The organism is Staphylococcus pseudintermedius, assembly GCF_034042775.1.
Lineage (GTDB): Bacteria > Bacillota > Bacilli > Staphylococcales > Staphylococcaceae > Staphylococcus > Staphylococcus pseudintermedius.
This window is the reverse complement of the sequence record NZ_CP120150.1, coordinates 1,859,755-1,886,480: the sequence shown is the minus strand read 5'-3', so window position 1 is coordinate 1,886,480 and position 26,726 is coordinate 1,859,755. Positions and strand designations below refer to the sequence as shown.

Genomic DNA, 26,726 nt, shown 5'->3' with positions numbered 1-26,726 from the left:
GAATATGACAAAAAAACAGCGTGTTGTAGTGACAGGTCTTGGTGGCTTATCACCAATCGGAAATGATGTCCCGACAATGTGGGAAAATGCATTAAATGGTGTGAATGGTATCGATAAAATTACAAGAATCGATACAGAACCTTATCAAGTGCACATTGGTGGAGAACTGAAAGATTTTAATGTAGAAGACTTTATTCCTAAAAAAGAAGCACGTAAAATGGCGCGTTTTACACAATATGCCGTTGTAGCATCACGTGAAGCATTAACAGATTCAGGACTTACCATTGACGAAACGAATGCGAATCGTGTCGGTGTTTGGATCGGTTCAGGCATCGGGGGTATGGAAACATTTGAACAAGCATATGATCAATTGAAAGCGAAAGGACCACGTCGCGTTAGTCCTTTCTTCGTACCGATGTTAATTCCAGACATGGCATCAGGACAAGTGTCAATCGATACAGGTGCGAAAGGGCCAAACGGTGCAACAGTTACAGCATGTGCGACCGCAACGAACTCTATTGGTGAAGCATTTAAAATTATCGAACGTGGCGATGCAGACGTGATGATTGCAGGGGGAACAGAAGCCCCAATCACACATATGTCTATTGCAGGATTCAGTGCGAGCCGTGCATTAACAACAAACGGTGATATCGAAACAGCATGTCGTCCATTCCAAGAAGGTCGTGACGGCTTTGTGATGGGTGAAGGTGCAGGGATTTTAATTTTAGAATCATTAGCATCTGCACAAGCACGTGGCGCGAAAATTTATGCTGAGCTTGTCGGCTACGGTGCAACAGGTGATGCGTATCATATTACTGCGCCAGGTCCAGAAGGTGAAGGGGGTTCTCGTGCAATGGAAGCTGCGATTAAAGATGCAGGTATCCAACCGAGCGACATCCAGTACCTCAATGCTCACGGTACAAGTACACCAGTAGGCGACTTATCTGAAATTCAAGCGGTTAAAAACACGTTTGGTGAAGCAGCGTATAACCTCAAAATTAGTTCTACAAAATCAATGACGGGTCACTTATTAGGTGCAACAGGCGGTGTCGAAGCGATTTTCTCTATTTTATCTATCCGTGATAGTAAAATCGCACCGACTATCCATGCAAATTCACCAGATCCAGAAATTGACTTAGATATTACACCAAATGTTGCGGTAGATCACGACATCGAATATGCGATGAGCAACAGTTTAGGTTTTGGTGGACACAATGCAGTACTCATTTTCAAGAAATTTAGTGAATAGATTGATGGAACTTAGCGATGATACTCTCTATGATGATAGAAGGTGTCATCGCTTTATTCATGTATATAACTTTTCAAAAAAGACGAGGTCATTTCAAAATTGCCTCGTCTTTTTGGGCTATACCATGATTAAAGTTATTTTTATTTCTTTGAATAGTTATACAGCAATGTTTGCATTAGAAGTACATTTGGATGGTTACATGAGGGCCTACTTTGAAAATGAAATAGTAATAAATCACTATATAATAGTAGAAAGTCATCACAAACATTCCGCCTATCAATAATCACGACGTTGTAGTTGTACTGGTGAAAACCTCTCAAAACAGTATGTGTCGCTAGATTTCTATTGACTAAATAAATACTTTGAACTTGTATGATAAGGATAACGACACAGTGGTAAAGCGCCACAGTGACATTTCAGAATTATCAGACTTCATATACATGCTAAAGAAACATTTTTGTATAACACATACACATTTTTAAATTAAATATGCAATGATTATCGCTAATAAAAAGTAAACGAGCTGCATGATTAAAGCAGGTTTAATCCACGGTGATACAAAATGATGTGCTTTTTTAGGTGCTTTTGGATTAAAAAATTCATCATCTTCTAAACGTGAGCGATTTTTTTTACGCATCATTTGGTAGCGGAACTTTCTGAAACCATAGCTTGTTACATCGAGTATCCCTTCTTGCACGACCAATAGTGTGAACAATAAAATGCCCACTAAAATAGATATAGTAAAAAAGATGTTCACTAATTGTGTAAAAGTGTGTGTCGAAAAGAGCCAAATGATAAGGCTTGCGACAGGTGTGAATAAGATATAGATTAACGCATTGTTGTTTAAATATTTCATCGTTTCAGTCCTTTTTTGTATTTACTCCCATATTGTAACGGAAATAGTCCTATTTGACATCTTATTCTTAGTTCATTAAAAATTGATATCCTGTCTAAAGAGTAGGTATAAAGCTAAAATTTCTAAAACTTTGTTGAGTTAAATCAAAATGTTATTGATTAAATTTTATGAAAAGTCTATAATGGCATTAATATTTCTGAAAATTTAGAAGGGAATGTTAATTAGCATGTAGGGGGTAAAAATCAATGCTTAGATATACGTTAAAGCGTTTACTGTATATGGTTATTTCTCTATTCATCATTGTTACCATTACATTTTTCTTGATGAAATTAATGCCAGGTTCGCCATTTAACGATGAAAAGTTAAGTGAACAACAAAAAACAATTTTGAATGAGAAATATGGATTAAATGATCCACTGCCTGTTCAGTATGGCAACTATATGAAAAATGTTGTAAAAGGAGATTTTGGAAACTCATTCCAATATGATAACCAACCTGTTTGGGATCTTATTAAACCGAGATTAGTTCCGTCGTTTCAAATGGGCTTATTTGCGATGGTGATTGGTGTCATTTTAGGAGTGATACTCGGGGTGATTGCAGCGACCCGACAAAACACATGGGTAGATTATCTCGCCACCTTTATATCGGTTATTGCCATTTCGGTACCGTCATTCGTATTAGCCGTATTATTACAATACGTGTTCGCGGTACGTTTACAATGGTTCCCGGTAGCTGGGTGGGAAGGGTTATCTACAGCAATCCTACCATCTCTCGCATTATCAGCTGTTGTTTTGGCAACAGTAGCACGATATATTCGAGCGGAAATGATTGAAGTGTTGAGTTCTGATTATATATTACTTGCTCGAGCAAAAGGGAATTCGACGGCAAGAGTATTATTTGGGCACGCGCTACGAAATGCACTGATTCCAGTTGTCACAATCCTTGTACCGATGTTAGCGAGTATTTTAACTGGGACATTAACGATTGAAAATATCTTCGGTGTACCAGGACTTGGTGACCAGTTTGTGCGTTCAATTACGACGAATGACTTCTCAGTGATTATGGCGATTACATTGTTGTTCAGTACATTGTTCATTGCTTCAATTTTCATTGTGGACGTCCTTTATGGCTTAATTGACCCACGAATTCGCTTGCAAGGAGGTAAAAAATAATGTCAAATCAAGAACGTCATTTACCACAAGATGATCATTCAGGCGCGACAGTTGCGCAAACCTCTGGAATTATGCACGAAGATTTTATTCGTACAGGGACACCGGATAGTGGAGAACAAGAATTCCAACGTGAAGGTCGCACATTTTGGCAAGATGCTTGGGCACAATTGAAGCGAAATAAACTTGCTGTCGTTGGGATGATAGGTCTTGTGATTATCATTTTATTTGCTTTGATTGGACCATTACTCAACGACCATGATTTTGCAGAACAAGATGTACAACGTCGAAACTTACCTGCGAAAATTGCAGTATTAGATAAAGTACCATTTCTACCGTTTGATGGACAAGGTGTCGAAGGTAATGCCTATGAAAAAGCACACGTGACAGAAAACTTCTGGTTTGGTACAGACCAACTCGGACGTGATTTATGGACGCGTACATGGCAAGGGACACAAGTATCACTCTTCATCGGTCTTGTGGCCGCGTTATTAGATATCTTTATTGGTGTCATTTACGGTGCGATTTCTGGCTATTTTGGAGGTCGTGTTGACGATGTCATGCAACGTATCATCGAAATTATTTCTTCAATTCCAACGTTAATTGTCGTGATTTTATTCGTCTTAATTTTTGAACCATCGATTTGGACAATTATTTTAGCGATGACCATTACAGGTTGGATTGGGATGAGCCGTGTTGTACGTGGAGAATTCTTAAAATTAAAAAATCAAGAGTTCGTTTTAGCATCTCGTACATTAGGCTCATCGAATTTAAAACTGATTTTTAAACATATTTTACCGAATACGCTAGGTGCAATTATTGTAACTTCGATGTTTACTGTACCGAACGCAATTTTCTTTGAAGCATTTTTAAGTTTTATTGGAATCGGGGTACCTGCACCAAGAACGTCATTGGGTTCACTTGTAAATGAAGGACGTGCAATGCTATTAATCCATCCGCATGAGCTATTCATTCCAGCGGTGGTACTGAGTTTATTAATTCTATTTTTCTATCTCTTTAGTGATGGGCTACGCGATGCATTTGACCCTAAGATGCGTAAGTAAAGGAGGAATGTACAATGTCTGAACGTGTATTAGAAATCAATGACTTGCATGTCTCCTTTGATATTGAAGCAGGGGAAGTGCAAGCGGTGAGAGGCGTTGATTTGTACTTGGATAAAGGTGAAACGTTGGCCATCGTTGGAGAGTCAGGTTCAGGGAAATCTGTTACAACGAAAGCGATAACGAAATTATTCCAAGGACAAACAGGTCGCATTAAAAACGGTAGTATTATTTTTAACGGAGAAGATTTAACACAAAAATCGGAAAAGGAACTCATGAAATTACGTGGGAAAGAAATTTCAATGATTTTCCAAGATCCGATGACGTCACTCAACCCAACGATGAAAATTGGGAAACAAGTGATGGAACCGATTGTGCGTCATATTGGATTAAGTAAAGCTGAAGCGAAAAAACGTGCCATAGAGTTATTAAAATTGGTTGGCTTAAAGCATGTGGAAGAGCGTTTTAATGCATATCCACATCAATTTTCAGGTGGTCAACGTCAACGTATCGTGATTGCGCTGGCATTGGCATGTGAACCGAAAATCTTAATTGCCGATGAACCAACAACGGCACTTGATGTTACGATGCAAGCACAAATTTTAGACTTGATGAAAGAACTTCAACAAAAAATTGATACGTCTATTATTTTTATTACACATGATTTAGGTGTCGTGGCGAACGTGGCAGATCGCGTTGCAGTGATGTACGGTGGGCAAATGATTGAAACTGGGGATGTCAATGAAATTTTCTATGATCCAAAACACCCTTACACATGGGGCTTGCTTTCATCTATGCCAGATTTAGGAATGGCAGATGATACGGCGTTAATGGCGATTCCGGGATCACCACCAGACTTAACACGTCCACCTAAAGGAGATGCCTTTGCGGCGCGTAGTGAGTATGCATTGGCAATTGATTTCAAAGAGGCACCGCCATGGTTTAAAGTGTCGCCAACACATTTTGTTCGTTCATGGTTGTTAGATGAGCGTGCACCTGAAGTTGAACCGCCAGAAATGGTAAAGCGTAAGCAGCGTCCAATGCCGAACAACTTTGCCAAACCAGAACGCGTAGAAAGGGTGTCGTTTAATGAATGAAGAAGAAGTATTAGTTGAAGTGAAAAATTTGAAGCAATATTTCAATCAAGGCAAACGCAATGAAGTTCGTGCGATTGAAGATATTTCTTTTAAAATTTTTAAAGGGGAAACTTTCGGACTTGTAGGCGAATCAGGTTCTGGTAAATCGACAACAGGTAAAGCAATCATCAAGTTGAACGATGTGACAGATGGACAGGTGCTTTACGAAGGGGTTAACATTCAAGAAATTAAAAAACGTAAAGATTTATTGAAGTTTAACAAAAAGATTCAAATGATTTTCCAAGATCCATACGCATCACTGAATCCACGTTTAAAAGTTATGGATATTGTTGCGGAAGGAATTGATATTCACGGTTTAGCGAAAGACAGTAAAGATCGTAAAAAGCGTGTCTATGATTTGTTGGAAACTGTAGGATTAAGAAAAAGTCATGCCAATCGTTATCCGCACGAATTCTCAGGAGGTCAACGTCAACGTATCGGGATTGCCCGTGCATTAGCGGTGGAACCAGAATTCATTATTGCAGACGAACCAATTTCAGCATTAGACGTATCGATTCAAGCACAAGTCGTCAACTTAATGCAAAAATTACAACGTGAACGCAATATCACATTTTTGTTTATTGCACATGATTTATCAATGGTGAAGTACATCTCGGACAGAATTGCCGTGATGCATCTTGGACGAATTGTAGAACTCGGACCTGCTGATGAAATCTATCATAATCCGATTCACCCTTATACGAAGTCTTTATTGTCTGCCGTCCCACAACCTGATCCAGACAGTGAGCGTACAAGAACACGTGTCGCTTACGAAGAGGATCAAACGAAAAATGATCAACGTCGATTAGTGGCGTGTGCGAAAGATCATTATGTGTTTGCGACAGATGAAGAATTGAAACAATATCAAACGGAACACCAATCAGTCGGTGTATAAAGACGGGAAGGGGGAATCACAATTGAAAAAGCAGCATAGATTTAAATTATTGATTACATCTATTTTATCAGTACTTATATTAGCAGCTTGTGGTAACAACGGTGGGATTTATAGTGATGAAGGACAAGTATTTCGTAAAGTGATTGCGCAAGATATGTCCTCACTCGATACAGCCAAAGTGACCGATTCTGTTAGTTTTGACAAATTTAACCAAGTATATGAAGGTTTATATACATTGGATGGTCACGATAATGCACAGCCGGGTGTTGCGAAAGGCCAACCAAAAATTTCTGATGATGGCAAAACATGGACAATCGAACTCCGTAAAAATGCGAAATGGTCGAACGGCGATCCTGTAACGGCACACGATTTCGTCTTCGCATGGCGTCGTGTATTAGACCCAGATACAGCTTCAGAATATGCATATATTATGTATGATTTGAAAAATGCTGAACAAATCAATACGGGTAAAAAGAAACCTTCAGAACTTGGTGTGAAGGCTCTAGACGATTACACTTTACAATTTGAATTGGAAAAACCGATTCCATATTATAAAGAAATGTTAGCGTTCGGTACGTTTTTACCACAAAATGAAAAAGTCGTGAAAAAATTCGGCGATCGTTACGGTACAACTGCTGAAAAAGCCGTGTATAATGGACCATTTAAAGTGAAACAATGGGCCGTAGAAGATAAAATTTTATTAGTTAAAAACGACAAATATTGGGATAAAGATGTTGTCAAACTTGACAAAATTAACTATAAAGTGTTAAAAGACGGTCAAGCAGGTGCGTCACTTTATGATACAGAATCCGTCGATGATACGATAATTTCATCAGAACAAGTGGATAAATATAAAGGAACACCAGCATTACAAAAACGTTTACTTGCGGCGACATTCTATTTGAAATTAAATCAAGATGCTGTGCCTGCATTGAAAAATAAAGATATGCGTCTGGCATTGGCAAAAGCGGTTGATAAACAAGCGTATGTTGATGCAGTGTTAAACAATGGTTCTGCACCGAGCGATGGGTTTACATCAAAAGAAACGGCAAAAGCTCCTGATGGTAAAGATTATGCAGAACAAATCAAGTCACCATTAAAGTACAATCCAGATGAAGCAAGAGCCAACTATGAAAAAGCGAAGAAAGCTTTAGGTCAAAGTGAATTCACGTTTAAAATGAATACAGATGATACACCAGCAAACAAAATCTCAGCAGAGTTTATTAAAGCGCAAATTGAGAAAAATTTACCGGGTGTGACAATCAAAATTCAACAGTTGCCATTTAAACAACGCATAGCTCGTGAACAAAGTGGAAAATATGAAATTTCTATCTCAGGTTGGGGGCCAGATTATCCAGATGCGATGACTTTCCTCAACATTATGACTACAGGTAATTCATCAAACAACACAGGTTGGAGTAATAAAGAATATGATCAAAAAATTAAAGACGCGAATGGACCGTTGTTAAGTGACGTTAAAAAGCGTAACCAAACTTTAGTGGAGGCTGAGGAACTTTTATTAGCTGAAGCACCTATCGCACCAATTTATCAAAAAGGTGAAGCACATTTAACGAACCCACAAGTGAAAAACTTACAATATCATAATATTGGTGGAGATACTTCGTTAAAATACGCTTATATCGATAAGAGTATTGACAGAGAAACAGGTAAGAAGAAAGAAAAGTAATTGAAAGAATGAGTTAAAAAGTGTGTTATTGTTTAGGTTTATCCTATGCAGTAACACGCTTTTTTGTGGGAATAAGTTGCAAATGGTCAGAATTATAAAAACAGAGGAACAAAACTTTGAGAATAAACGAGTATGAATCATAGGATAAAGCAATAAACTTGAGATAAATTAAAAAAGTTATCTGCACATCAAATGAATTGTTAAAGATAGAAAAAAGTGAAGGCATTATGATAATAAGCAGAGTAACAAAGGAATAGGCATGTGAAATAAAAAGAGATGTTGAAATTAAAGCAGTTGTAAGTCTGATAGCGACTAGGTCGAGGCTCCCGAGGGATGAAGTTGAAAACAAAATAACGTCATTTAACTTTGATAGTGGCTACTGTTTAACGCAGTAGCTGTCTGACTTCTCAATGCATATACTTTTGAGAAGTCTAGTCAGCCTTGCGGGGGCAGTACGACGAAATCTTTGCGACACATGCGATTTCTGTACTGCTCCCAAATTTAGTTGAGGCAAGTCCCTTGGGAACGCGAGACCTAGGAAGTAATCTATAGACTTGCAACTTTACTTTTTAAGAAAGAGGGGAATACTAATATGGATTCAAGAGATGCACTTTATCGCTTACGTCCTAACCCCATTGCTTTCTCCATTTTTTTCAATGTTTTAAATGATGCGCGATGTGCTTTGTCGCGGCCTTCATCTAAAATCTTATCTAATTCCTCTGATTCATAAAAACTATTGAACTTCTCTTGGAAATCCGTCAAGAAGTTTTCAACCACTTCTGCTAAATCTGCTTTGAACTTACCGTAACCTTCATTTGCATAACGGTCTTCCAATGACGCAATAGATTCACCCGTTAAGCTAGAATAAATCGTCAATAAATTCGTAATGCCTGGCTTGTTCTCTTTATCGAATTTGATAATCCCATCCGAATCTGTCACGGCACTTTTAATCTTTTTCGCAGCAACTTTAGGCTCATCTAATAAAGAAATGAAGTTTTTAGGATTGTCATCACTTTTGCTCATTTTCTTAGTAGGGTCTTGTAAACTCATCACACGACCGCCGACTTCTGGCATTTTAATCTCTGGCTTTGTTAAAACGTCATTATAGCGACTGTTGAAGCGGTCTACTAAATTACGTGTCAATTCGATATGTTGTTTTTGATCATCACCAACAGGTACGATGTCAGTGTTATACAAGACGATATCCGCTGCCATTAATGGGGGGTAAGTGAGTAATCCAGCTGGAATGCCTTCACTTTGTTTTTGAGATTTGTCTTTAAATTGTGTCATACGCTCAAGCTCACCGATAGAAGAGATTGTTGTTAACATCCATCCTGCTTGAGCATGCGCTGGCACTTCTGATTGGATAAATAAAGTGATTTTTTCTGGGTTCAGCCCTGTCGCAAGATAAATTGCTGCCAGCTGGCGAATTTGTTTTCTAAGCTTTAAACGATCTTGAGGTACTGTAATCGCATGTTGGTCCACGATACAAAAATAACAATCGTACTCATCTTGAATATCGACGAACTGCTTTAATGCACCGATGTAATTTCCGATTGTGGGGATACCACTCGGTTGAATTCCTGAAAATAACGTTTGCATAATGGATAGCCTACTTTCTTTCGTGTTTAATCGATACTCTTATTGTAACAGTATTTTCATCGTTTGTAAGTTATGATATGATGAACGTAATGATTAGATTGACGAAACTACTACTAAAGTCTGATTATTGAAATCATTGGATTATTTTGCATTTTTCTCATTTAATTTTAATGTTTAAGGTGTATAATAGAATCATAGCGTTAGAAGTGAAAACGTAAAGATTAGAATTGTTTTAACACACTTTGAGCAGTCAATCTTGAAACGTTAAATTACAATGAATTCATTTTCATTAAATTAGGAGAGTGAGATGTATGGTAACATTATTTACTTCACCAAGTTGCACATCTTGCCGTAAAGCGAAAGCATGGTTACAAGAACATGACATTCCGTATACGGAGCGAAATATTTTTTCTGAACATTTAACTTTAGATGAAATTAAACAAATTTTAAAAATGACTGAAGATGGAACGGACGAAATTATCTCAACACGTTCTAAAACTTACCAAAAATTAAACGTGGACATCGACGCATTGCCTCTTCAAGATTTATATGCGATTATTCAAGATAATCCTGGTATTTTACGTCGACCTATTATTTTAGATGATAAACGATTACAAGTGGGCTATAACGAAGATGAAATTCGTCGTTTCTTACCACGTAAAGTACGTACGTTCCAATTACAAGAAGCGCAACGTATGGTAGATTAAGCATATTGACTTCCCATTGTAATGGTGAGTTATATAGCAAAGGACTAGAACTATTGACGTTCCAGTCCTTTTTCTGTTTTTATCCATGTAACAATCACCCCATCCTACTTATAATTAAAACGACCTGTTCCATCAATATCGTCACTGTGCAGTCTAGGCATAAAATAGACATAGCCTAGAGAAAGCTACAAAAGTGGTGCGATAAATAGATTGTGTTATACTTAATATAGGACATTCGTGAAAGATTGTATGAGACAGACAAATAGATTGAGTTTTTGGAAGTTGTTTAATACAATAGGATTACTATTCATCGACTGTAAGGAGTGAGATGATATGAGAATAGAACGAATTGATGACATGACAGTAAAACTTTTTATTACGTATACAGATATAGAAGCACGTGGATTCAAACGTGAAGATCTTTGGACGAATCGTAAACGCGGAGAAGAATTTTTCTGGTCAGTAATGGAAGAAGTCAACGAAGAAGAGGATTTTGTAGTTGAAGGGCCATTATGGATTCAAGTACATGCCTTCGAAAAAGGTGTCGAAGTAACCATTTCAAAATCTAAAAATGATGATTTAATGCAAATGTCTGAAGAAGATAGCGCTTTTGATGAATTTGATAGTCAACTTAATGAATTGTTGTCGCAGTCGTTGAAAGATGAAGAAACAGATAACCATAAAGATTCAGAACAGTCATATCGTAAACGTCCTAGCAAAAACCGTACAACGACACGTACTGCCATCTTTAAGTTTGAAGATTTAGAAGATGTGATTGCTTATGCACATCGAAATGATCAACGTCTCACAGAATTTGAAGACTTGCTTTATATGCTAGATGACACGTATTATTATGTTGTTCATTTTGACGAGACTGTTGCAGAAACGCACATTCATGACTATTATGGACAAATTTTAGAGTTTACTGCACCAAGTGATAAAACAGAATTTTATTTGAATGATTATGGTAAAATTGTGATGAGTCATAACGTGGTAGAACAAGTGAAGCGTTATTTCCCTGAAGCAGAATAAATTGAATATCAAATAAATCCAAAAGAGATCAAGTGTCATTAGCGCTTGGTCTTTTTTAATGTGTTCTTTCGCAATGCTTTTTATACATATTAGAAGAGAGCGGTGGGGCAGTTTCTCTACAATGACATAAGAATGAAGTCAGAAATTATCTTGCTTTGCCTTAGTTCACGATTAATGACGTGGTACCAAATGATATTTAATTATATTATTTGGTAAGTTGTCATCTATCCCAAGTATAAAATAATTCACCTATTTTGTTATTCATGTTTATCATCTTTATTTTTCTATTAAGTAGTGAAATTATTCCTGTTTATTTTCTTTGTGAAATATGCCAAAGTCTAAATTTTCTTGTCGACTCAATCGGGATATAGGTTTCGTGTAAGTGAAGGATAAATAGCTGTTTTGAGATACTATTGTGTATATCTTTTGTAGTGTTTTCTAGAAAAGACATTATAATATACAAGAAAATTTAATAACATCAAAATTACTATTGGTTGCTATTGAGTTTATGTATATATTTATATAAAGGAGGGGTGAGGAAGATAAGATAAAAAAGGTAACAAAACTTGTTTTTATTGTATTATTTCTTAGTATGTATACTCCGTCATATGTAAATGCAGAAGAATTCATAGCTGATGATGGAATTATTGAGTCACAAGCTACGGATATTTCTGCTATGCCAGGAGATATATTACCAATGCCTAGTACAGAAGAATCAACACAAAGTAAAGTTAATTTTAATAATACCGATAACTACGGAGATTTTTTTCCTCATGTCGAAAGTGTTATCGGTACTGACGAAAGGAAGAAAGTCACTTCATTTACTTCGTCTCCTATTAAAGAGAATGTCGCTATAAAAGTTGAATGGAAGAATTCAGAGGGAAATTACGAAGGATATGTTGCATCTGGTGTAAAGGTTAGTAAAGATACTGTGCTAACTGCAGCTCATGTTGTATATGATGAGGGAAGAAAAAAGATTGCAGAAAGAATAACTGTATACAGTGGGTTATATGGAAATATCATTCGAGGTTCTGCAAAAGGTATAAAAACGTATGTACTTAAAGGTTATACCAGTACACTAGATAGTAAATATGATTTAGCGGCTATAAAACTAGATACAAATTTAGGTAGTTTAACAGGCTCGTTGGGGATAACATCTACTATTGCTTTAGGGGATAAAATTGCAACAGCAGGTTATCCTGATGATAAGACCGATCGAACAAACAGTAGTGATTTAAAATATTATATGTGGCGATCTACTGGTAAAATAATGAATTTGGATAAATATAGAGTTTATTATGATGCCGATACATCTGGAGGACAAAGTGGTAGTGATGTATGGGATGTTAAAAGCAACAAGCTTGTGGCAATTCATACAAACGGAGGTAAAACATTTAATTTTGGAACAAGGATTACTCCACAATATCTAGATTATATAAAATATTGGATTGGGACACCTGTGGCTCATACTTATAACAAAAAAGTAGTAATTACTAAGAAGAAATATGATTTATGGAATAATTTTTATTTCAATTCAAAAAAAGGGAAAAGTGATGCATATGTTAACAAACCGGTTATTGCTAAATATATTTACACATTAGGAAACGGTAGACAATATTATTCTTTATACTCAATTAAAAGTGATAAATGGTTAGGCTATGTTAATGTTGATGCTACAAAATAGAAAATGGAGGTCTTTTTAATGAAGAAAACAATTTCAGTACTTGGTCTAGGGCTATTAGCAACATTTTTTGTAAGTAACGAATCATATGCCGCAGAAACGATTCAAAACAATACGTCATCAAGTGAAACGAATCAAAATTCAGATCAGACGCCGTTAGATCATTATATTAGAAAAGCAGATGGCACACTGGTTGAACCGAACGTGTACCCACATAAAGATTATGTAGAGAATGAAGGACCTTTACCAGAGTTTAAATTTCAAGTTGACTCTAAGAAAGATTCATCTGATCCAAATCAAGCACCGTTAGATCATTATATTCGAAAAGCGGATGGCACGTTGGTTGAACCGAATGTATATCCACACAAAGATTATGTCGAAAATGAAGGGCCTTTACCAGAGTTTAAATTTATGTATGCTGACAAACAAAATCATCATGACCAACAGAGTAAAAACAACAAGGATAAGCAGCGTGCAAATTACAGTGACAAAAAGCATAATGATCAGCCGGGTCATCCAAAAGCAGTCACGCCAGCTGTACAACATGATAAAGCAGTCACTTCAAACGCTACTGTAAAAGCATTGCCAAACACAGGTGAATCTGATAAAACAACACAATTACCAATCGTATTATCATTGTTATCTGTGGGGATTTTAGTTTTATTAAAATTGAGAAAATAAATAAAAGATAGATGTCTACATGAAAGAAAGGGATGACCCTGTTTGCGTAGGGTTTTCTCTTCTTATTTTAACTGTTCATATGGCATGGTTGGACGTGTCAGATTATCATGTTATGCATATTGCTGCGTAAGTCGAGGTTAACTGGAAAACATATAGATAAAAATGAGGTCAAGTGGTGTGTATCGCTTGGTCTTTTTTATTTGCGAAAAAAATTCACCTTATTCCAAAGTAATTCTACAAATTTAAACGTGTAATAGGATGAGGTGAAAAGAGATGTTAACAGCTTATAATGTACAATCACAACAAATTTTAGCAACACACGCACGTAAGGAAGAAGTGTATCATTGTCCAATTTGTAAAGAGGTATTGATTTTAAGGCAAGGGGTGCGAAAAGGTGCTCATTTTGCGCATTATCGGCATTCAATGGGGCATGTACATTTAAAAGGAGAATCTGTTCAGCACGCACGATGTAAAGCTGCTTTGTATGAACAACTTTGTAAGATTGATCCGGCAACACAATTGGAACCTTACATTAAAAAAATCACACAAATTCCAGATATGATTTTCAGAGCATGGGCTATTGAGGTTCAACTGAGTTCCATTGCGATAAACACGATGAGAGAGCGGACAGAAGGATTGCTAAGTGAGGGGTATCGTGTTTTATGGTTAGCGAAAAAACCTCAAATGAAAAAGGGGCTTTATGTGTTATCGCAACTGCAACAACAATGTATCATCCCTTCTACAAAAACGTTGTATTGTATAGATACGACTTCATGTGAGCTGTTCAGATTATCTCACATGATACCGATTACCGCAAAAACCTTTCATGGAGAGTTAACACCACTTTCTATTCAAGCATTCAGCCAAGCGTTACAACAGGACCCTCAGTATGACGTGATTATCAGAAAGTTGTCGACATCTCAAATTTTGAAATACATTCAACAATGTCGGCGTCAAAACAATGTACTAGAGCCTACGCTGTCATTGATGTACCAAATGCGCATGTTAGACGAACAAGTTGTGAAAGTTACAGGCTTTTTATTTCCAGAACAAATATACATCCATACGCATCCAGTGCTATGGCAACTGTACATATTGAAATGTCTTCAAGCAGGTATACCGAGTCATTCACTGTTGTTAAAGCAGTTGAAGTTTCGTCATTTTGCGGTAGAGGAGTGCGACCGTCAACAGATTATCAACCGGATCGTACAGCGCTATTTAAAACTTCTCAATTTGTAGGTATATAGAGTGCATTATTATGAGAAAAGTGAGAAAATAGGAGTGTTACACACATCACGAGGAGGAATTTATAATGAGCCAACAATTGACAAGAGAACAACAAGAACAAAAGTATCCAAAATATTCATGGGACCTCACGACGATTTTCGAAAGTGATGAGTCTTGGGAAGCAGCGTTTAAAACAGTTGAAAGCTATCTTGGCAAAGAAGAGCAATTCAAAGGTCATTTAGGTGATGACGCCGAAACACTGTATCAAGCTCTTTCGTTAGAAGATGAAATTGAAACAGAACTTGAATCAGTTTATGTTTATGCACATTTAAAACAAGACCAAGATACAGCGAATGACAATTACACAGGTTTTGAAGCGCGTGCACATCAATTAGCGATTAAATTAAGTTCGGCTTGGAGTTTCTTAGTACCGGAATTACTTCAAATCGATGAAAAAACAATCGAATCTTACGTTGCTGAACATGAAGGATTAAAACGTTTCGAATTTGATTTGAACTTAATTAACCAAAAACGTCCGCACGTCTTAGATGCAGAAAAAGAAAAATTATTGACTGAAGCACAAGATGCGTTGTCTACGCCGAGCAATGTGTTCAGTATGTTTGATAATGCCGACTTAACTTTTGATGATGTAACAGACAAAGACGGTGAAAAGCATGCATTGACGCAAGGTTCATTCATTAAATATTTAGAGTCAGATGATCGTCTGTTACGTCAATCAGCTTATGAAAACATGTATAAAGCCTATGGTAGCTATAACAATACATTAGCGGCAACATTAGCAGGTGAAGTAAAGAAACATGTGTTTAATGCACGTTCTCACAACTATAAGAGTGCAAGAGCACAAGCATTGGGGAACAATCATATTCCTGAAGCAGTATACGACAATCTCGTGAAAACAGTTCATGAATACTTACCACTCTTACATCGTTACACAAAATTAAGAAAAGAATTACTCGGTGTCGATGATTTGAAAATGTACGATATGTATACGCCAATGGTGAAAGACATCAAGTTTGAAATGCCTTATGACGAAGCGGTTGAGTGGATGTTAAAAGGCCTTGAACCGATGGGCGAAGAATACTTAAATGTCATTAAAGAAGGTTTGAATAACCGATGGGTCGACGTTTATGAAAACAAAGGTAAACGTTCAGGTGCCTATTCATCAGGTTCACACAAAACCAATCCATTCATTTTATTAAACTGGTCTGACACGGTCTCTGACTTATATACGTTAGTACATGAATTCGGTCATTCAGCGCACAGCTATTTCAGCCGTAAAAACCAACCATCCAATATGAGCGGTTATTCTATTTTTGTAGCGGAAGTGGCATCTACATGTAATGAAGCGTTATTAAGCCACTACATGGAGCAAAATTTAGATGACAAGCGTCGTTTACTGTTGCTCAACCAAGAATTAGAACGTTTCCGTGCAACGTTATTCCGTCAAACAATGTTTGCAGAATTTGAACATAAAATCCATCAAATTGAAGAAGCAGGGGAACCATTAACAGCAACACGTATGAACGAAGAATATGCTGCATTAAACCGTCAATATTTCGGTGATACTGTTGAAACAGATGAGTATATTAGTAAAGAATGGTCGCGTATTCCGCATTTCTATATGAACTATTACGTCTATCAATATGCGACAGGTTACAGTGCAGCACAAAGTTTAAGTCATCAAATTTTGACTGAAGGTGCACCTGCTGTTGAACGTTATATCAATGAATTCTTGAAAAAAGGAAGCTCAAATTACCCAATCGAAATTTTGAAAAATGCCGGTGTCGATATGACAACACCAGGTCCAATTGAGGATGCATGTAAAGTGTTTGAACAAAAATTAGACGCTTTTGAAAAATTAATGAAAGCTTGAGGATGCTGAATCCGTTTACAATATGTCAGATTTGTGAAAGTTTTAATTTCTGGGTTTAAATGGGTTGAAACAACATCACACACGTGATATATTATGAACATGAAATTAATCACATTACAAACATACCCCTTTGTTTGAAGTGAAAAATTTCTCCCATCCCCTTTGTTTAGCGCCGTGTCAAAACACGGCGTTTTTTAATGCTTTCATTTCCTGTTTATTTACAATAATTCCCATATATGCGACGTTCAAAATCATTGTTATTCCACTTAAACAACAAAATATTCCGTTTATAGCTGTATCTATCTAACTTATGAGTAGTGTGCTATATAAAAAGGGAGAGGGAGATATTGAGACATTTAAAGACAGTATCAAGTTAGGTCCAATATAGTGTTATTTATTAATCCTTCTTTGGTTAGCGATAAAAAATATGTGAACCTTTTATTAGAGACGATTTAGCTTCACTTTGATTTACCCATCATACAAATATATCCAAATAATAACTAGAATATTTAGTGAAACGTACATATTCCTACTATAAAACTGTACAATAGAGTTGACTAATGAATTAACGGAGAACCGTTTTTTTAATAGAGAATTTATAGAGACTGTATCAAACCATTAGAACAATGCTTGTCATTAAAGCATCGATGATAGCAACAGACATAACGTCACTTTTGCTTTGAGGAGGTCGTTGGTATGCGGATTTTGGCAATTTTAATATATCTTTTAGTGGTACTCATAAGGTTGAACATCGTAAATACGCCCTATCTAGATGAGAATACAAAAAGTCTTATTTTCATATTCATGACGTTGTTAGTGCCGACGTTTATTATTAGGCCGCTTTTTAATAAGAATACTAAAAACCTAATACCTTTAGACTATAAGGAACTGGAAGCGTCTGTAGAATTACCTCAAGGAACGAAAATGTATACGAAAGCATCACTACTTCTTAAAAGTGTATATGTTAAAGGTGACCGTTCTAAAAGTAGTATTGTGCTAAATCCTGAATTAATTGAAAAAGTCGATATTGATGAATTGAGATTTCTTATATATCATGAGGTGTGCCATATTAAAAATAATGACATCACTAAAAACCAATTATTTCGTGCATTGAGTTATGGTGTTTTACCTTTTTTACTTGTTTTCATTTCTGGGTTCATAGAATTTAAATCTATGAATCTCTTTATCGCTTATATTGTATTGGCAGTCATCATCTATTTGAGTGGTATGCTCTTATATTTTCTTCGCATCAGACGTAGAGAATTAAAGTGTGACAGCTATGCAAGCATCCATACAAGCAGTGCAACCGGTATTCGTGCATTGATGACATTAAAAAGATTAGGGATTTTAAAGGATACAAAATTAGTTTTGTTTGCGAGCCACCCCAATTTAGATAAGAGAATACAAAATCTTAAAAATAGCTGAAATACGAATTGAAATCAAAAAAACAATAGCTCATAAAATGTAAAAACGCCTCGGATCTGTGTAGCAACTATCATTTCATAGATTCGAGGCTTTATTGATGTTGTCTTGTAGGTGGTTCCAAGGATAATTTTAAAATGAATGACATACGGAAAATATAAAAGAGAGGGCGCTTAAAATAAAACATAGTGCTCATAATTTTTAATTGACACTAAAGTAAAAAGAGGCTCCCCACAAACGAGACACCTCTTTACATTATCGACTTCCAGAATTCACCGTCTGGATAATTCAATTTTCTTACTTTCTGTTGCAACATTAATTTCTTTAACTCTTTTTGCAACGTTTTTTCCGGCCATTCATAAATAGTGAGTAACTCTTCCTCAGTCACCAGTTGCTTTTGTTGAATATACTCGCATAATTTTGGTGGTAAGCTTTTTTCTATAGGTGATCCCATCATTTCGTTAATGATATACGTATAAATATGGTACGGATAAAGCCCTTCCACTTTTAGCCCTTCAGCTTGAATATCCTCATTAAAAAAAACTAAAGAAGGGGCTTGTTCGACTTCCATTTCTCGTGCGATATGGAGGTCGACTTTCAAACTCTCACGCAATTGTCCATTTTTTAAATCGTCAAGGTAAACATCATAATCCAGCCCAGCATTAATAATACATTTTGCAATCATGTCTTCTGTTACAATATCGCGTTTCGGTATAATTTCATTTTGAATGAGATGCATAAAACGATGCGCACGTGCACGACCTTGGAGCTCTGCTGCTTTAAAGGCGAGTGCAATATTGTCTCGATCTGATGTACTTTGTGCCTGACATTTCGTGAGTACCCGCAATGATGGGTTTAAAATATGACGAATACGGATATATTGATGATATTCAATTCTTAACTTTGACAAAACGGCCGATAGCTTAAAACTGTCTTTGTCAAATGGATCAAAAAAAGAATAGATTTCGATCTTACTGACAGGTGAAAGATTTGAATCTTCACGACAAGTATTTACAATAGCTCTCAATTCTTTCGTCATGTAATTTCACCTACAATTAATTTTCTATATTGACCATGTGATTTGCTGTTAAACGTAATCTTTCGTACAAATAATCGCCCGCACCATGAGGAAGTTGGGCGTGCGTGATGGCAGTATGCATATTTTCAAGCCAAGCCTCTTTCGCTTTGTCATCGATAGGAAAAGGCAAATGGCGCATTCTTAACATCGGGTGGCCATGCTCTTGGGTATATAAGTCAGGTCCCCCTAAAAATTGCGTTAAAAACTGTTTTTGTTTACGTGCTGTTTCTGCAAAATCACCTGGAAACAAATGATTAATACGATTATCCTGTTCTACAAGGCTATAGAAGTGATCAATCAGCTGATAGAGCCTTTCTTGTCCAATCACTTCATAAGGCGTTTGTGTCATTTATATCACCGCTCATATGACTTATTATATATAAATCATAACATGAATTTTTACATTTCAAAGCAAAAACACTTACATACAAGATGTTTCGTGTTTGTAGCTGTACTGAATAGGATTTTTGGACAAATTGAAGGTACAAGATGACAATTTTTAAACGTACAAAAATTACCACCTACTTTGAACTCAACGTCATTCAATAGATTGAAATTAAGCTAAGTCATATTGCTTAACATCGTACATCACTTTATCCTCATCGTTCACTTTCAAATGTTATTTTTATTATTTTACAGTTTATGAAATAAGAGATAAAGAAAAACGCATAATTTGCTATAAAGCTTTTAAGTTTTTTATTGAAGTTTGCGTTGATATTCGAAAAAACGTTGCACTTTATTTTTCGGGACAACGGGTGATAATTTCAGCTGCGCCAATAAATTGTTAAAAGCTTGTTGACCGGCTTCGAAATCACGTACTTCAAACTCAAGTTCATAATCTTCAGTGCCTAAGTAAAGACTATGGTCAAGTACGAGTAACCCTTCGTCTGTCTGTGTTTCTAATCGATACGTCGTTAAAGCACCTAAAATTTTTAGTGCATCTAATTGAACGTGGCGCTGTTCAAGAACTTCACGTATGTCGTCATCGATATCAGAAGGTTTAAGTGTCATATTTTCTGCTGGTTGCATGTGGAATTGCGCATTATATTCTAACAGACCAACTGTGTCAGGGACTTTTAATGTCAGTTCAAAAGTACCGTCAGCCTTTTCACGAATACGCAATGCCATTTTTTGAGATTGTATTTGAAAATCAACCGTATCGATATAGTAATTGACTTGTTTAAAAGGGGTCTGACCTTTGAAATGTTGTGTTTTGATAGATACATAACTGTCTGCGTCCAATAATTGTTTAAATTCTATTTCACGTTCGATTGCCAATGAAATCACTCCTTATGCCATATTATGCCGAATTGAAACTTGATTGAAAAGTATTTAGAATAGGGTAGAGTTCACCAATGAGAGTGCGCGTGAATTGTGTTAAAATGTTAGGTGATGAGGAGGAAAGTATATGCGTATTTATGTCAACGAAGTAAAAATTCAAGATAACCGTATTTTATGCTATACGGATCAACCTACAGAAGGTCTAACAGAAGTCGGGCAAATGCTCGCCGATAGTGACCGTCATGCTTTTGTTTATTTATTAGACGATGGCTCTTCATTCTCATACTTATTGTTTGTAGAAGAAACTTGGTCAATGCTTCACGAACATCGAGATAAAGAGATAGTCATTAATGATTCCTTAACGCTCACAAAGTTTTCTGAGGAATTAGATTACCTGCTCGATAATATTAAAGGTAATTCAAACTATGGGAAAGCATTTGTGTCTGCTGTTGAAGAAACATTTGAACTCGAATGAAGCGGAGTGAGGTAAGATGAACCAATGGGAAATTTTTCTAGCACCCTATCAACAAGCTATAGATGAATTAAAAGTGAAATTAAAAGGTTTGCGCAAACAATATCAAGTGAATGAACATAATTCACCGATTGAATTTGTCACGGGTCGCGTCAAACCGATTTCGAGTATTGTTGATAAGGCGAATAAAAGGGGTATTGCATTCGATTGTCTGCGTGAAGAGATGTATGATATTGCGGGACTTCGAATGATGTGTCAATTTGTGGATGATATTGATATTGTCGTCGAGCTATTGCGTCAACGAAAAGATTTCAAAGTGATTGAAGAGCGCGACTACATTAGCAATACGAAACAAAGTGGTTACCGTTCATACCATGTGATTATCGATTATCCTATTGAAACATTAGATGGAACGAAATCGATACTCGCGGAAATTCAAATTCGGACACTCGCAATGAACTTTTGGGCGACGATTGAACATACATTGCGTTATAAATATGATGGAGACTATCCACCAGAAATTCAAACGAGACTCGAACGTGCCGCTGAAGCCGCTTTTCTTTTAGATGAAGAAATGTCTGAAATCAAAGAAGAAATTCAAGAGGCACAAAAGTACTATTCTAAAAAGCGTGCCAGCAAGCATGATCATGATGATTGAGGTGTGTATAAATGCGTTACGTTATTTTATCTAAGGGAGATCCTAAATCAGAAGCATTGAAGCATAAAATGATGTGTCACATGCAAGACTTTAATATGATAGAGGATGCTGAAAACCCTGAAATTGTTATTTCTGTCGGTGGTGATGGCACTTTACTTCAAGCGTTCCACCATTATAGCCATATGTTGTCACGTTGCGCATTTGTCGGGATACATACAGGGCATCTCGGTTTTTATGCAGATTGGCTCCCTCATGAAGTTGAAAAGTTGGTCATCGCGATTAATAAAGCTGAGTTTCAAGTGATTGAATACCCTTTGTTAGAGGTGATTGTCCGTTATAATGATGAAGGGTATGAAACACGTTATCTTGCATTAAATGAAGCAACTATGAAAACTGAAAATGGCAGTACGCTAGTCGTAGATATTGATATTCGTGGTCAACATTTTGAACGTTTTAGAGGCGACGGGTTGTGTGTTTCTACGCCATCAGGTTCGACGGCCTATAACAAAGCGTTAGGTGGGGCGCTCATTCATCCGTCATTAGAAGCGATTCAGTTGACTGAGATTGCGTCGATTAATAATAGAGTATTCCGTACAGTCGGATCACCACTCGTATTGCCTAAACACCATACATGTCATGTCAAACCGGTTGATCACGGTACGATTTTGTCAACTGTCGATCATATTAGCGTCAAACATAAAAATGTGAACGCTGTCCAATACCGCGTCGCCAATGAAAAAGTACGATTTGCACGTTTTAGACCTTTCCCATTTTGGAAACGTGTGCATGATTCGTTCATTTCTAGTGGTGAATCATTGTGATTTTTAAATATCATGTGACGGAATCGACAACGTTAAAAACATTTTTATATGAACAACAATTTTCAAAAAAGACGTTGAGCGCCATTAAACAAGATGGCGCTCTCCTTGTTAATGGCACGGCACGTACTGTACGCTATTCTTTGCAAGTCGGTGATATATTGGAAGTCCATTTGCCGACAGAACTACCGAGTTCGTATCTTGAACCTTACGATGCGCCTTTAAATATTTTATATGAGGATACGTGGTTGTTGATTGTGGCCAAGCCGAGCCATCAAAACACAGCACCTTCACGTGAGCATCCACATGAAAGTTTGGTGGAGCAAGCACTAGCTCATATGCAAAAGCGTGGTGAACGCGGGATTCCGCATATTGTCACACGGCTGGATCGCAATACGATGGGCATCGTCATTATCGCAAAATCACGTCATATGCATCATCTCATGAATCAATGCGACATAGAGAAGTATTATGAATGTATTTGTGAACGCGTTTTGACAGCAAAAGGCGAGATTGATCAACCGATTGCAAGAGCGTCAGATAGTATTATTAATCGAATTGTCTCGGAACAGGGGAAACGAGCGCGAACCATTTATTGGCCACTTAAAAATTTCAAGACTTATACATGGTGCCGTGTTAAACTTGAAACGGGTAGAACACATCAGATTCGTGTGCACTTTCAATGGTTAGGGGCGCCATTAGTGGGCGATACATTATATGGACAGGCACATCATACGTATCAAACCCAATTATTAAAATGTGCGGAGGTCAGGTTTGTCCATCCATTGACTCAGGAACAACTGACAATCAAGAGCGAACAGCCTCACTTCGAACAATTATTAACCACTTTGTAGATTTACGGGAACGATGGAGGTGGCAAACGTGGTGAACGACAATGAACAAATATTGTTAGATGGCGAAGAAATGTTCAACAAAGCTTTGTTAGATGATTTCATCGCGAAAGGGGATATTGACGGCTTTCGTGAAGAGTTTTTAGCATTGCACTCATATGAACAAAGTGAATATTTCGAAATAAGTGACGATGATGTCCGTCAAAAAATGTATCGATTTTTATCTCCAGAAGAAGTTTCGGAGTTCTTTGAGAATTTAGAGATTGATGAGGAAGATTACGAAGCATTATTTGAAACGATGAATGCGACTTATGCGAGTCAAGTGCTCGAGCAGATGTCTTACGATAATGCGGTCGATATTTTAAACCAGCTTTCCAAAAAGAAAATCGCGAGTTTATTAATGTTGATGAACCGCGAAGAAGCAAAAGAAATTAAAGCATTACTCCACTATGACGAAGATACAGCCGGCGGTATCATGACGACGGAGTATATTTCACTCACGATTAATACACCAGTACATGAAGCGTTAATGCGTGTGAAAGATCAAGCGCCAGACGCCGAAACGATTTATGTGATTTTCGTCGTGGATGAAGATAAAAAACTAGTTGGGGTTATCTCATTAAGGGATTTAATTATTGCCGAAAATGATGCGTACATTGAAGATATTATGAGTGAACGTGTCATTAGTGCCAATGTCGCTGATGACCAAGAAGATGTTGCGCAAACAATGAGAGACTATGACTTTATCGCGATGCCGGTTGTAGATTACCAAAATCATCTGTTAGGGATTATTACGATTGACGATATCGTTGACGTTATGGATGAAGAGGCGAGCGAAGACTACTCACGTTTAGCCGGGGTATCGGATATCGATTCAACTGATGATACGATATTTCAAACCGCTTTAAAACGTTTGCCGTGGTTACTCATTTTGACTGTATTAGGTATGATTACGGCATCCATTTTAGGCTCATTTGAAGAAACGTTAGAAAAAGTGGCGCTATTAGCTGCATTTATTCCAATTATTAGTGGGATGTCCGGAAATTCAGGCACCCAGTCGCTTGCCGTGTCTGTCCGCAACATTTCAACAGGTGATATTAAAGAAAAAAGTAAGATTAAACTTGCATTACGTGAATCAGGCAGTGGCTTTTTGACAGGGATTACATGTGCGGTAAGTTTGAGTTTGATTATTATGTTGTTGTACGGCCAGCCTTACCTTGCATTGATTGTAGGGACAAGTCTGACCATCGCAATGACAGTAGGGACAACGATTGGTTCTGTGATTCCACTTGTGATTAATCGTTTAGGTATTGACCCTGCTGTTGCGAGTGGTCCGTTTATTACAACGATTAATGATATTGTCAGTATGTTGATTTATTTCGGATTAGCTACGACTTTTATGTCATATTTAACTTGAGGGGGTACCCATGGAATTTGTATCGCTAGTCGTCGTCATAGTAGCTGCTATGATTACGCCGATTTTGATTCATAGGTTGAAAATATCGTTTTTACCTGTTGTGGTCGCCGAAATTTTAATGGGGATCATCATCGGAAATTCGTTTTTAAACCTCGTACATCGTGACGAAATGTTAAATATTCTGTCGACGTTAGGCTTTATCTTTTTAATGTTTTTAAGTGGCTTGGAAATTGACTTTTCAGCATTTAAAAAGGATAAAGGTAAAGAGAAAAAAGATGAGGAACAACAAAGTCCAAGTCATTTTAAACTCGCATTGAGTGTGTTTATGCTGATTATGATTTTGTCTATTATACTTGCATACGCATTTCAATGGATGGGCTTAATTGATGATGTGCTGTTAATGGTGATTATCATTTCAACGATTTCATTAGGTGTAGTTGTGCCGACATTGAAAGAAATGAACTTAATGAGTACGACGATTGGCCAATTAATTTTGTTAGTCGCGGTATTAGCCGACCTTGCAACGATGCTGTTACTCACTGTCTATGGTGCGATACATGCATCAGGGGGTGGCACGATTTGGCTGATCGGTATTTTAGTTGTCTTTACAATTGTGTTCTATTTCTTAGGTGGCTTATTCAAAAAAGCACCATTTTTAGAAAAGTTAATGGCTGGAACGACACAAATTGGGATTCGGGCTGTATTCGCACTTATTATTTTACTTGTTGCGTTAGCTGAAGGTGTCGGTGCGGAACATATTTTAGGTGCCTTTTTAGCCGGTGTGGTCGTGTCATTACTCGGACCAACGCAAGATTTAGTTGAAAAACTCGACTCATTTGGATATGGCTTCTTCATCCCGATATTCTTTATTATGGTCGGTGTAGATTTGGACATTCCATCGTTAATTAGCGACCCTAAAGTATTACTCATTATTCCAGTGCTCATCATTGCGTTTATTATTTCTAAATTAATCCCTGTCATGCTGCTGAAAAAATGGTTTGATATGAAGACAACGATTGCGTCTGCATTTTTATTAACATCGACACTATCACTGGTCATTGCAGCGGCCAAAATCGCTGAAAAACTTGGCACGATCAGTGAAGAAATCTCAGGTATTTTAATTTTGAGTGCGGTCATTACATGTGTCTTTGTGCCGATTGTCTTTAAGAAATTAATTCCGATTCCTGATGAAATGCAACGTTCCATTAAAGTAGCTATGATTGGAAAAAACCAATTGTCGATTCCGATTGCACAGGGATTGCGTTCGCAGTTATACGAGATTTCATTGTACTATCGAAAGGACTTATCAGATCATCGCGTACTGTCAGATGATATTACGATGATTGAAATTACAGACTACCATTCAGATATATTGAAGCGGTTAGGTTTGTATGATAGTGACATTGTCGTATGTTCAACTAACGATGATGAAATTAATCGTCGTGTTGCATTAATGGCTAAAGCACACGGTGTAGAACGCGTGATTTGCCGTCTCGAAACGAATGACGAATCTCAGGAACTGAGCAGCCAAGGTATCGAATTGTTCAGTAATTTCCAAAGTAACCAAATTTTATTAAAAGGGATGATTGAGACACCAAACATGCTGAACTTATTAAGCAACGTCGAAACATCATTGTACGAAATTGGGATGTACAATTACGCTTTCGACCATATGCAGCTCCGTCATTTCCCATTTGGCGGCGATATTATCTTTGTCCGTATTATTCGAAACAATGAATCAATCGTGCCTCACGGGGATACACAACTCCAATATGGTGACCGTTTGATTGTGACAGGAACGAAAGAATACGTCGATCAATTGAAAATAGAATTAGAAATGTTTTAACTGAAC

At 37.0% G+C, this 26,726-nt stretch carries 24 protein-coding genes; 19 read left to right on the top strand and 5 right to left on the bottom strand.

Annotated elements, in window-relative coordinates; all coding sequences use genetic code 11:
* Nucleotides 1-4 precede the first annotated feature (4 nt).
* Nucleotides 5-1,249, top strand: coding sequence for a beta-ketoacyl-ACP synthase II (gene fabF / locus P3U61_RS08870; protein ID WP_014614382.1), 1,245 nt, complete (start codon nt 5-7; stop codon nt 1,247-1,249).
* Nucleotides 1,250-1,727: 478 nt separating this feature from the next.
* Here the strand turns inward: fabF and P3U61_RS08865 are convergent, their stop codons facing one another.
* Nucleotides 1,728-2,105, bottom strand: a complete 378-nt coding sequence (locus tag P3U61_RS08865) for a DUF3899 domain-containing protein (RefSeq protein WP_014614381.1) — start codon at nt 2,103-2,105, stop codon at nt 1,728-1,730.
* 245 nt (nt 2,106-2,350) lie between these two features.
* Between P3U61_RS08865 and opp3b the strand changes: the two genes are divergently transcribed.
* From opp3b to P3U61_RS08840, 5 genes are read left to right on the top strand one after another with little or no spacing between them, the layout of a single operon-like run.
* Nucleotides 2,351-3,277, top strand: a complete 927-nt coding sequence (gene opp3b, locus P3U61_RS08860) for an oligopeptide ABC transporter permease (RefSeq protein ID WP_014614380.1) — start codon at nt 2,351-2,353, stop codon at nt 3,275-3,277.
* Nucleotides 3,277-4,338: an oligopeptide ABC transporter permease gene (gene opp3C / locus P3U61_RS08855; protein WP_020220060.1), complete on the top strand. Its 1,062-nt coding sequence runs from the start codon at nt 3,277-3,279 to the stop codon at nt 4,336-4,338. Before opp3b ends, opp3C begins: the two co-directional genes overlap by 1 nt.
* A 14-nt stretch (nt 4,339-4,352) precedes the next feature.
* On the top strand, nt 4,353-5,432 hold the full coding sequence (locus P3U61_RS08850; RefSeq protein ID WP_014614378.1) for an ABC transporter ATP-binding protein: 1,080 nt from the start codon (nt 4,353-4,355) through the stop codon (nt 5,430-5,432).
* Nucleotides 5,425-6,366 (top strand): ABC transporter ATP-binding protein, encoded by a 942-nt coding sequence (locus tag P3U61_RS08845; RefSeq protein ID WP_140223621.1) that lies wholly within the window; start codon nt 5,425-5,427, stop codon nt 6,364-6,366. The genes P3U61_RS08850 and P3U61_RS08845 overlap by 8 nt, the downstream gene beginning before the upstream one ends.
* A 22-nt stretch (nt 6,367-6,388) precedes the next feature.
* Entirely contained in the window at nt 6,389-8,053 is a 1,665-nt protein-coding gene (locus tag P3U61_RS08840) for a peptide ABC transporter substrate-binding protein (protein ID WP_020220047.1), read from the top strand.
* A gap of 612 nt (nt 8,054-8,665) precedes the next feature.
* On the opposite strand, the gene trpS is transcribed toward P3U61_RS08840, so the two are convergent.
* Entirely contained in the window at nt 8,666-9,655 is a 990-nt protein-coding gene (gene trpS, locus P3U61_RS08835) for a tryptophan--tRNA ligase (RefSeq protein WP_014614375.1), read from the bottom strand.
* A 311-nt stretch (nt 9,656-9,966) separates the two neighbouring features.
* Between trpS and spxA the strand changes: the two genes are divergently transcribed.
* From spxA to P3U61_RS08800, 7 genes are all read left to right on the top strand, one after another.
* Nucleotides 9,967-10,362: a transcriptional regulator SpxA gene (gene spxA, locus P3U61_RS08830; RefSeq protein ID WP_014614374.1), complete on the top strand. Its 396-nt coding sequence runs from the start codon at nt 9,967-9,969 to the stop codon at nt 10,360-10,362.
* A 333-nt stretch (nt 10,363-10,695) separates the two neighbouring features.
* Complete coding sequence (mecA, locus tag P3U61_RS08825; RefSeq protein ID WP_014614373.1) at nt 10,696-11,394, top strand: adaptor protein MecA; 699 nt, start codon at nt 10,696-10,698, stop codon at nt 11,392-11,394.
* A gap of 697 nt (nt 11,395-12,091) precedes the next feature.
* On the top strand, nt 12,092-13,078 hold the full coding sequence (locus P3U61_RS08820) for a trypsin-like serine peptidase (RefSeq protein ID WP_140223664.1): 987 nt from the start codon (nt 12,092-12,094) through the stop codon (nt 13,076-13,078).
* Between the two features lie 18 nt (nt 13,079-13,096).
* Complete coding sequence (gene spsR / locus P3U61_RS08815) at nt 13,097-13,756, top strand: LPXTG-anchored surface protein SpsR (RefSeq protein ID WP_014614371.1); 660 nt, start codon at nt 13,097-13,099, stop codon at nt 13,754-13,756.
* A 273-nt stretch (nt 13,757-14,029) separates the two neighbouring features.
* A complete protein-coding gene (locus P3U61_RS08810; protein ID WP_100040303.1) occupies nt 14,030-14,995 on the top strand; it encodes a competence protein CoiA in 966 nt (321 codons plus the stop codon).
* 73 nt (nt 14,996-15,068) lie between these two features.
* Nucleotides 15,069-16,877 carry an oligoendopeptidase F gene (gene pepF / locus P3U61_RS08805; protein ID WP_099986681.1) on the top strand — a complete coding sequence of 603 codons (1,809 nt, stop codon included), beginning with the start codon at nt 15,069-15,071 and terminating at the stop codon, nt 16,875-16,877.
* Nucleotides 16,878-17,573: 696 nt separating this feature from the next.
* Nucleotides 17,574-18,302: a M48 family metallopeptidase gene (locus P3U61_RS08800; RefSeq protein ID WP_014614368.1), complete on the top strand. Its 729-nt coding sequence runs from the start codon at nt 17,574-17,576 to the stop codon at nt 18,300-18,302.
* A 247-nt stretch (nt 18,303-18,549) separates the two neighbouring features.
* Here the strand turns inward: P3U61_RS08800 and yjbH are convergent, their stop codons facing one another.
* The 3 genes from yjbH to P3U61_RS08785 all read right to left on the bottom strand — a co-directional run bounded on the left by yjbH (nt 18,550) and on the right by P3U61_RS08785 (nt 20,655).
* Nucleotides 18,550-19,338: a protease adaptor protein YjbH gene (gene yjbH / locus P3U61_RS08795; protein ID WP_014614367.1), complete on the bottom strand. Its 789-nt coding sequence runs from the start codon at nt 19,336-19,338 to the stop codon at nt 18,550-18,552.
* A 16-nt stretch (nt 19,339-19,354) separates the two neighbouring features.
* Nucleotides 19,355-19,726 (bottom strand): truncated hemoglobin YjbI, encoded by a 372-nt coding sequence (locus P3U61_RS08790; protein ID WP_015728888.1) that lies wholly within the window; start codon nt 19,724-19,726, stop codon nt 19,355-19,357.
* 347 nt (nt 19,727-20,073) lie between these two features.
* Complete coding sequence (locus tag P3U61_RS08785; RefSeq protein ID WP_015728889.1) at nt 20,074-20,655, bottom strand: CYTH domain-containing protein; 582 nt, start codon at nt 20,653-20,655, stop codon at nt 20,074-20,076.
* A gap of 130 nt (nt 20,656-20,785) precedes the next feature.
* On the opposite strand from P3U61_RS08785, the gene P3U61_RS08780 reads away from it, so the two are divergent.
* The 6 genes from P3U61_RS08780 (at nt 20,786) to P3U61_RS08755 (ending at nt 26,720) form a co-directional block, all read left to right on the top strand.
* Complete coding sequence (locus P3U61_RS08780; protein ID WP_014614364.1) at nt 20,786-21,133, top strand: UPF0738 family protein; 348 nt, start codon at nt 20,786-20,788, stop codon at nt 21,131-21,133.
* A gap of 16 nt (nt 21,134-21,149) precedes the next feature.
* On the top strand, nt 21,150-21,788 hold the full coding sequence (locus tag P3U61_RS08775; RefSeq protein WP_014614363.1) for a GTP diphosphokinase: 639 nt from the start codon (nt 21,150-21,152) through the stop codon (nt 21,786-21,788).
* 11 nt (nt 21,789-21,799) lie between these two features.
* Complete coding sequence (locus P3U61_RS08770; RefSeq protein WP_014614362.1) at nt 21,800-22,609, top strand: NAD kinase; 810 nt, start codon at nt 21,800-21,802, stop codon at nt 22,607-22,609.
* Nucleotides 22,606-23,460: an RluA family pseudouridine synthase gene (locus tag P3U61_RS08765; RefSeq protein ID WP_063284621.1), complete on the top strand. Its 855-nt coding sequence runs from the start codon at nt 22,606-22,608 to the stop codon at nt 23,458-23,460. The genes P3U61_RS08770 and P3U61_RS08765 overlap by 4 nt, the downstream gene beginning before the upstream one ends.
* Nucleotides 23,461-23,530: 70 nt before the next feature.
* Complete coding sequence (mgtE, locus tag P3U61_RS08760) at nt 23,531-24,874, top strand: magnesium transporter (RefSeq protein ID WP_233509812.1); 1,344 nt, start codon at nt 23,531-23,533, stop codon at nt 24,872-24,874.
* Nucleotides 24,875-24,884: 10 nt separating this feature from the next.
* The gene (locus tag P3U61_RS08755) at nt 24,885-26,720 is read left to right on the top strand and encodes a monovalent cation:proton antiporter family protein (RefSeq protein ID WP_014614359.1); all 1,836 of its coding nucleotides are present in this window, start codon (nt 24,885-24,887) and stop codon (nt 26,718-26,720) included.
* Nucleotides 26,721-26,726: the final 6 nt, after the last annotated feature.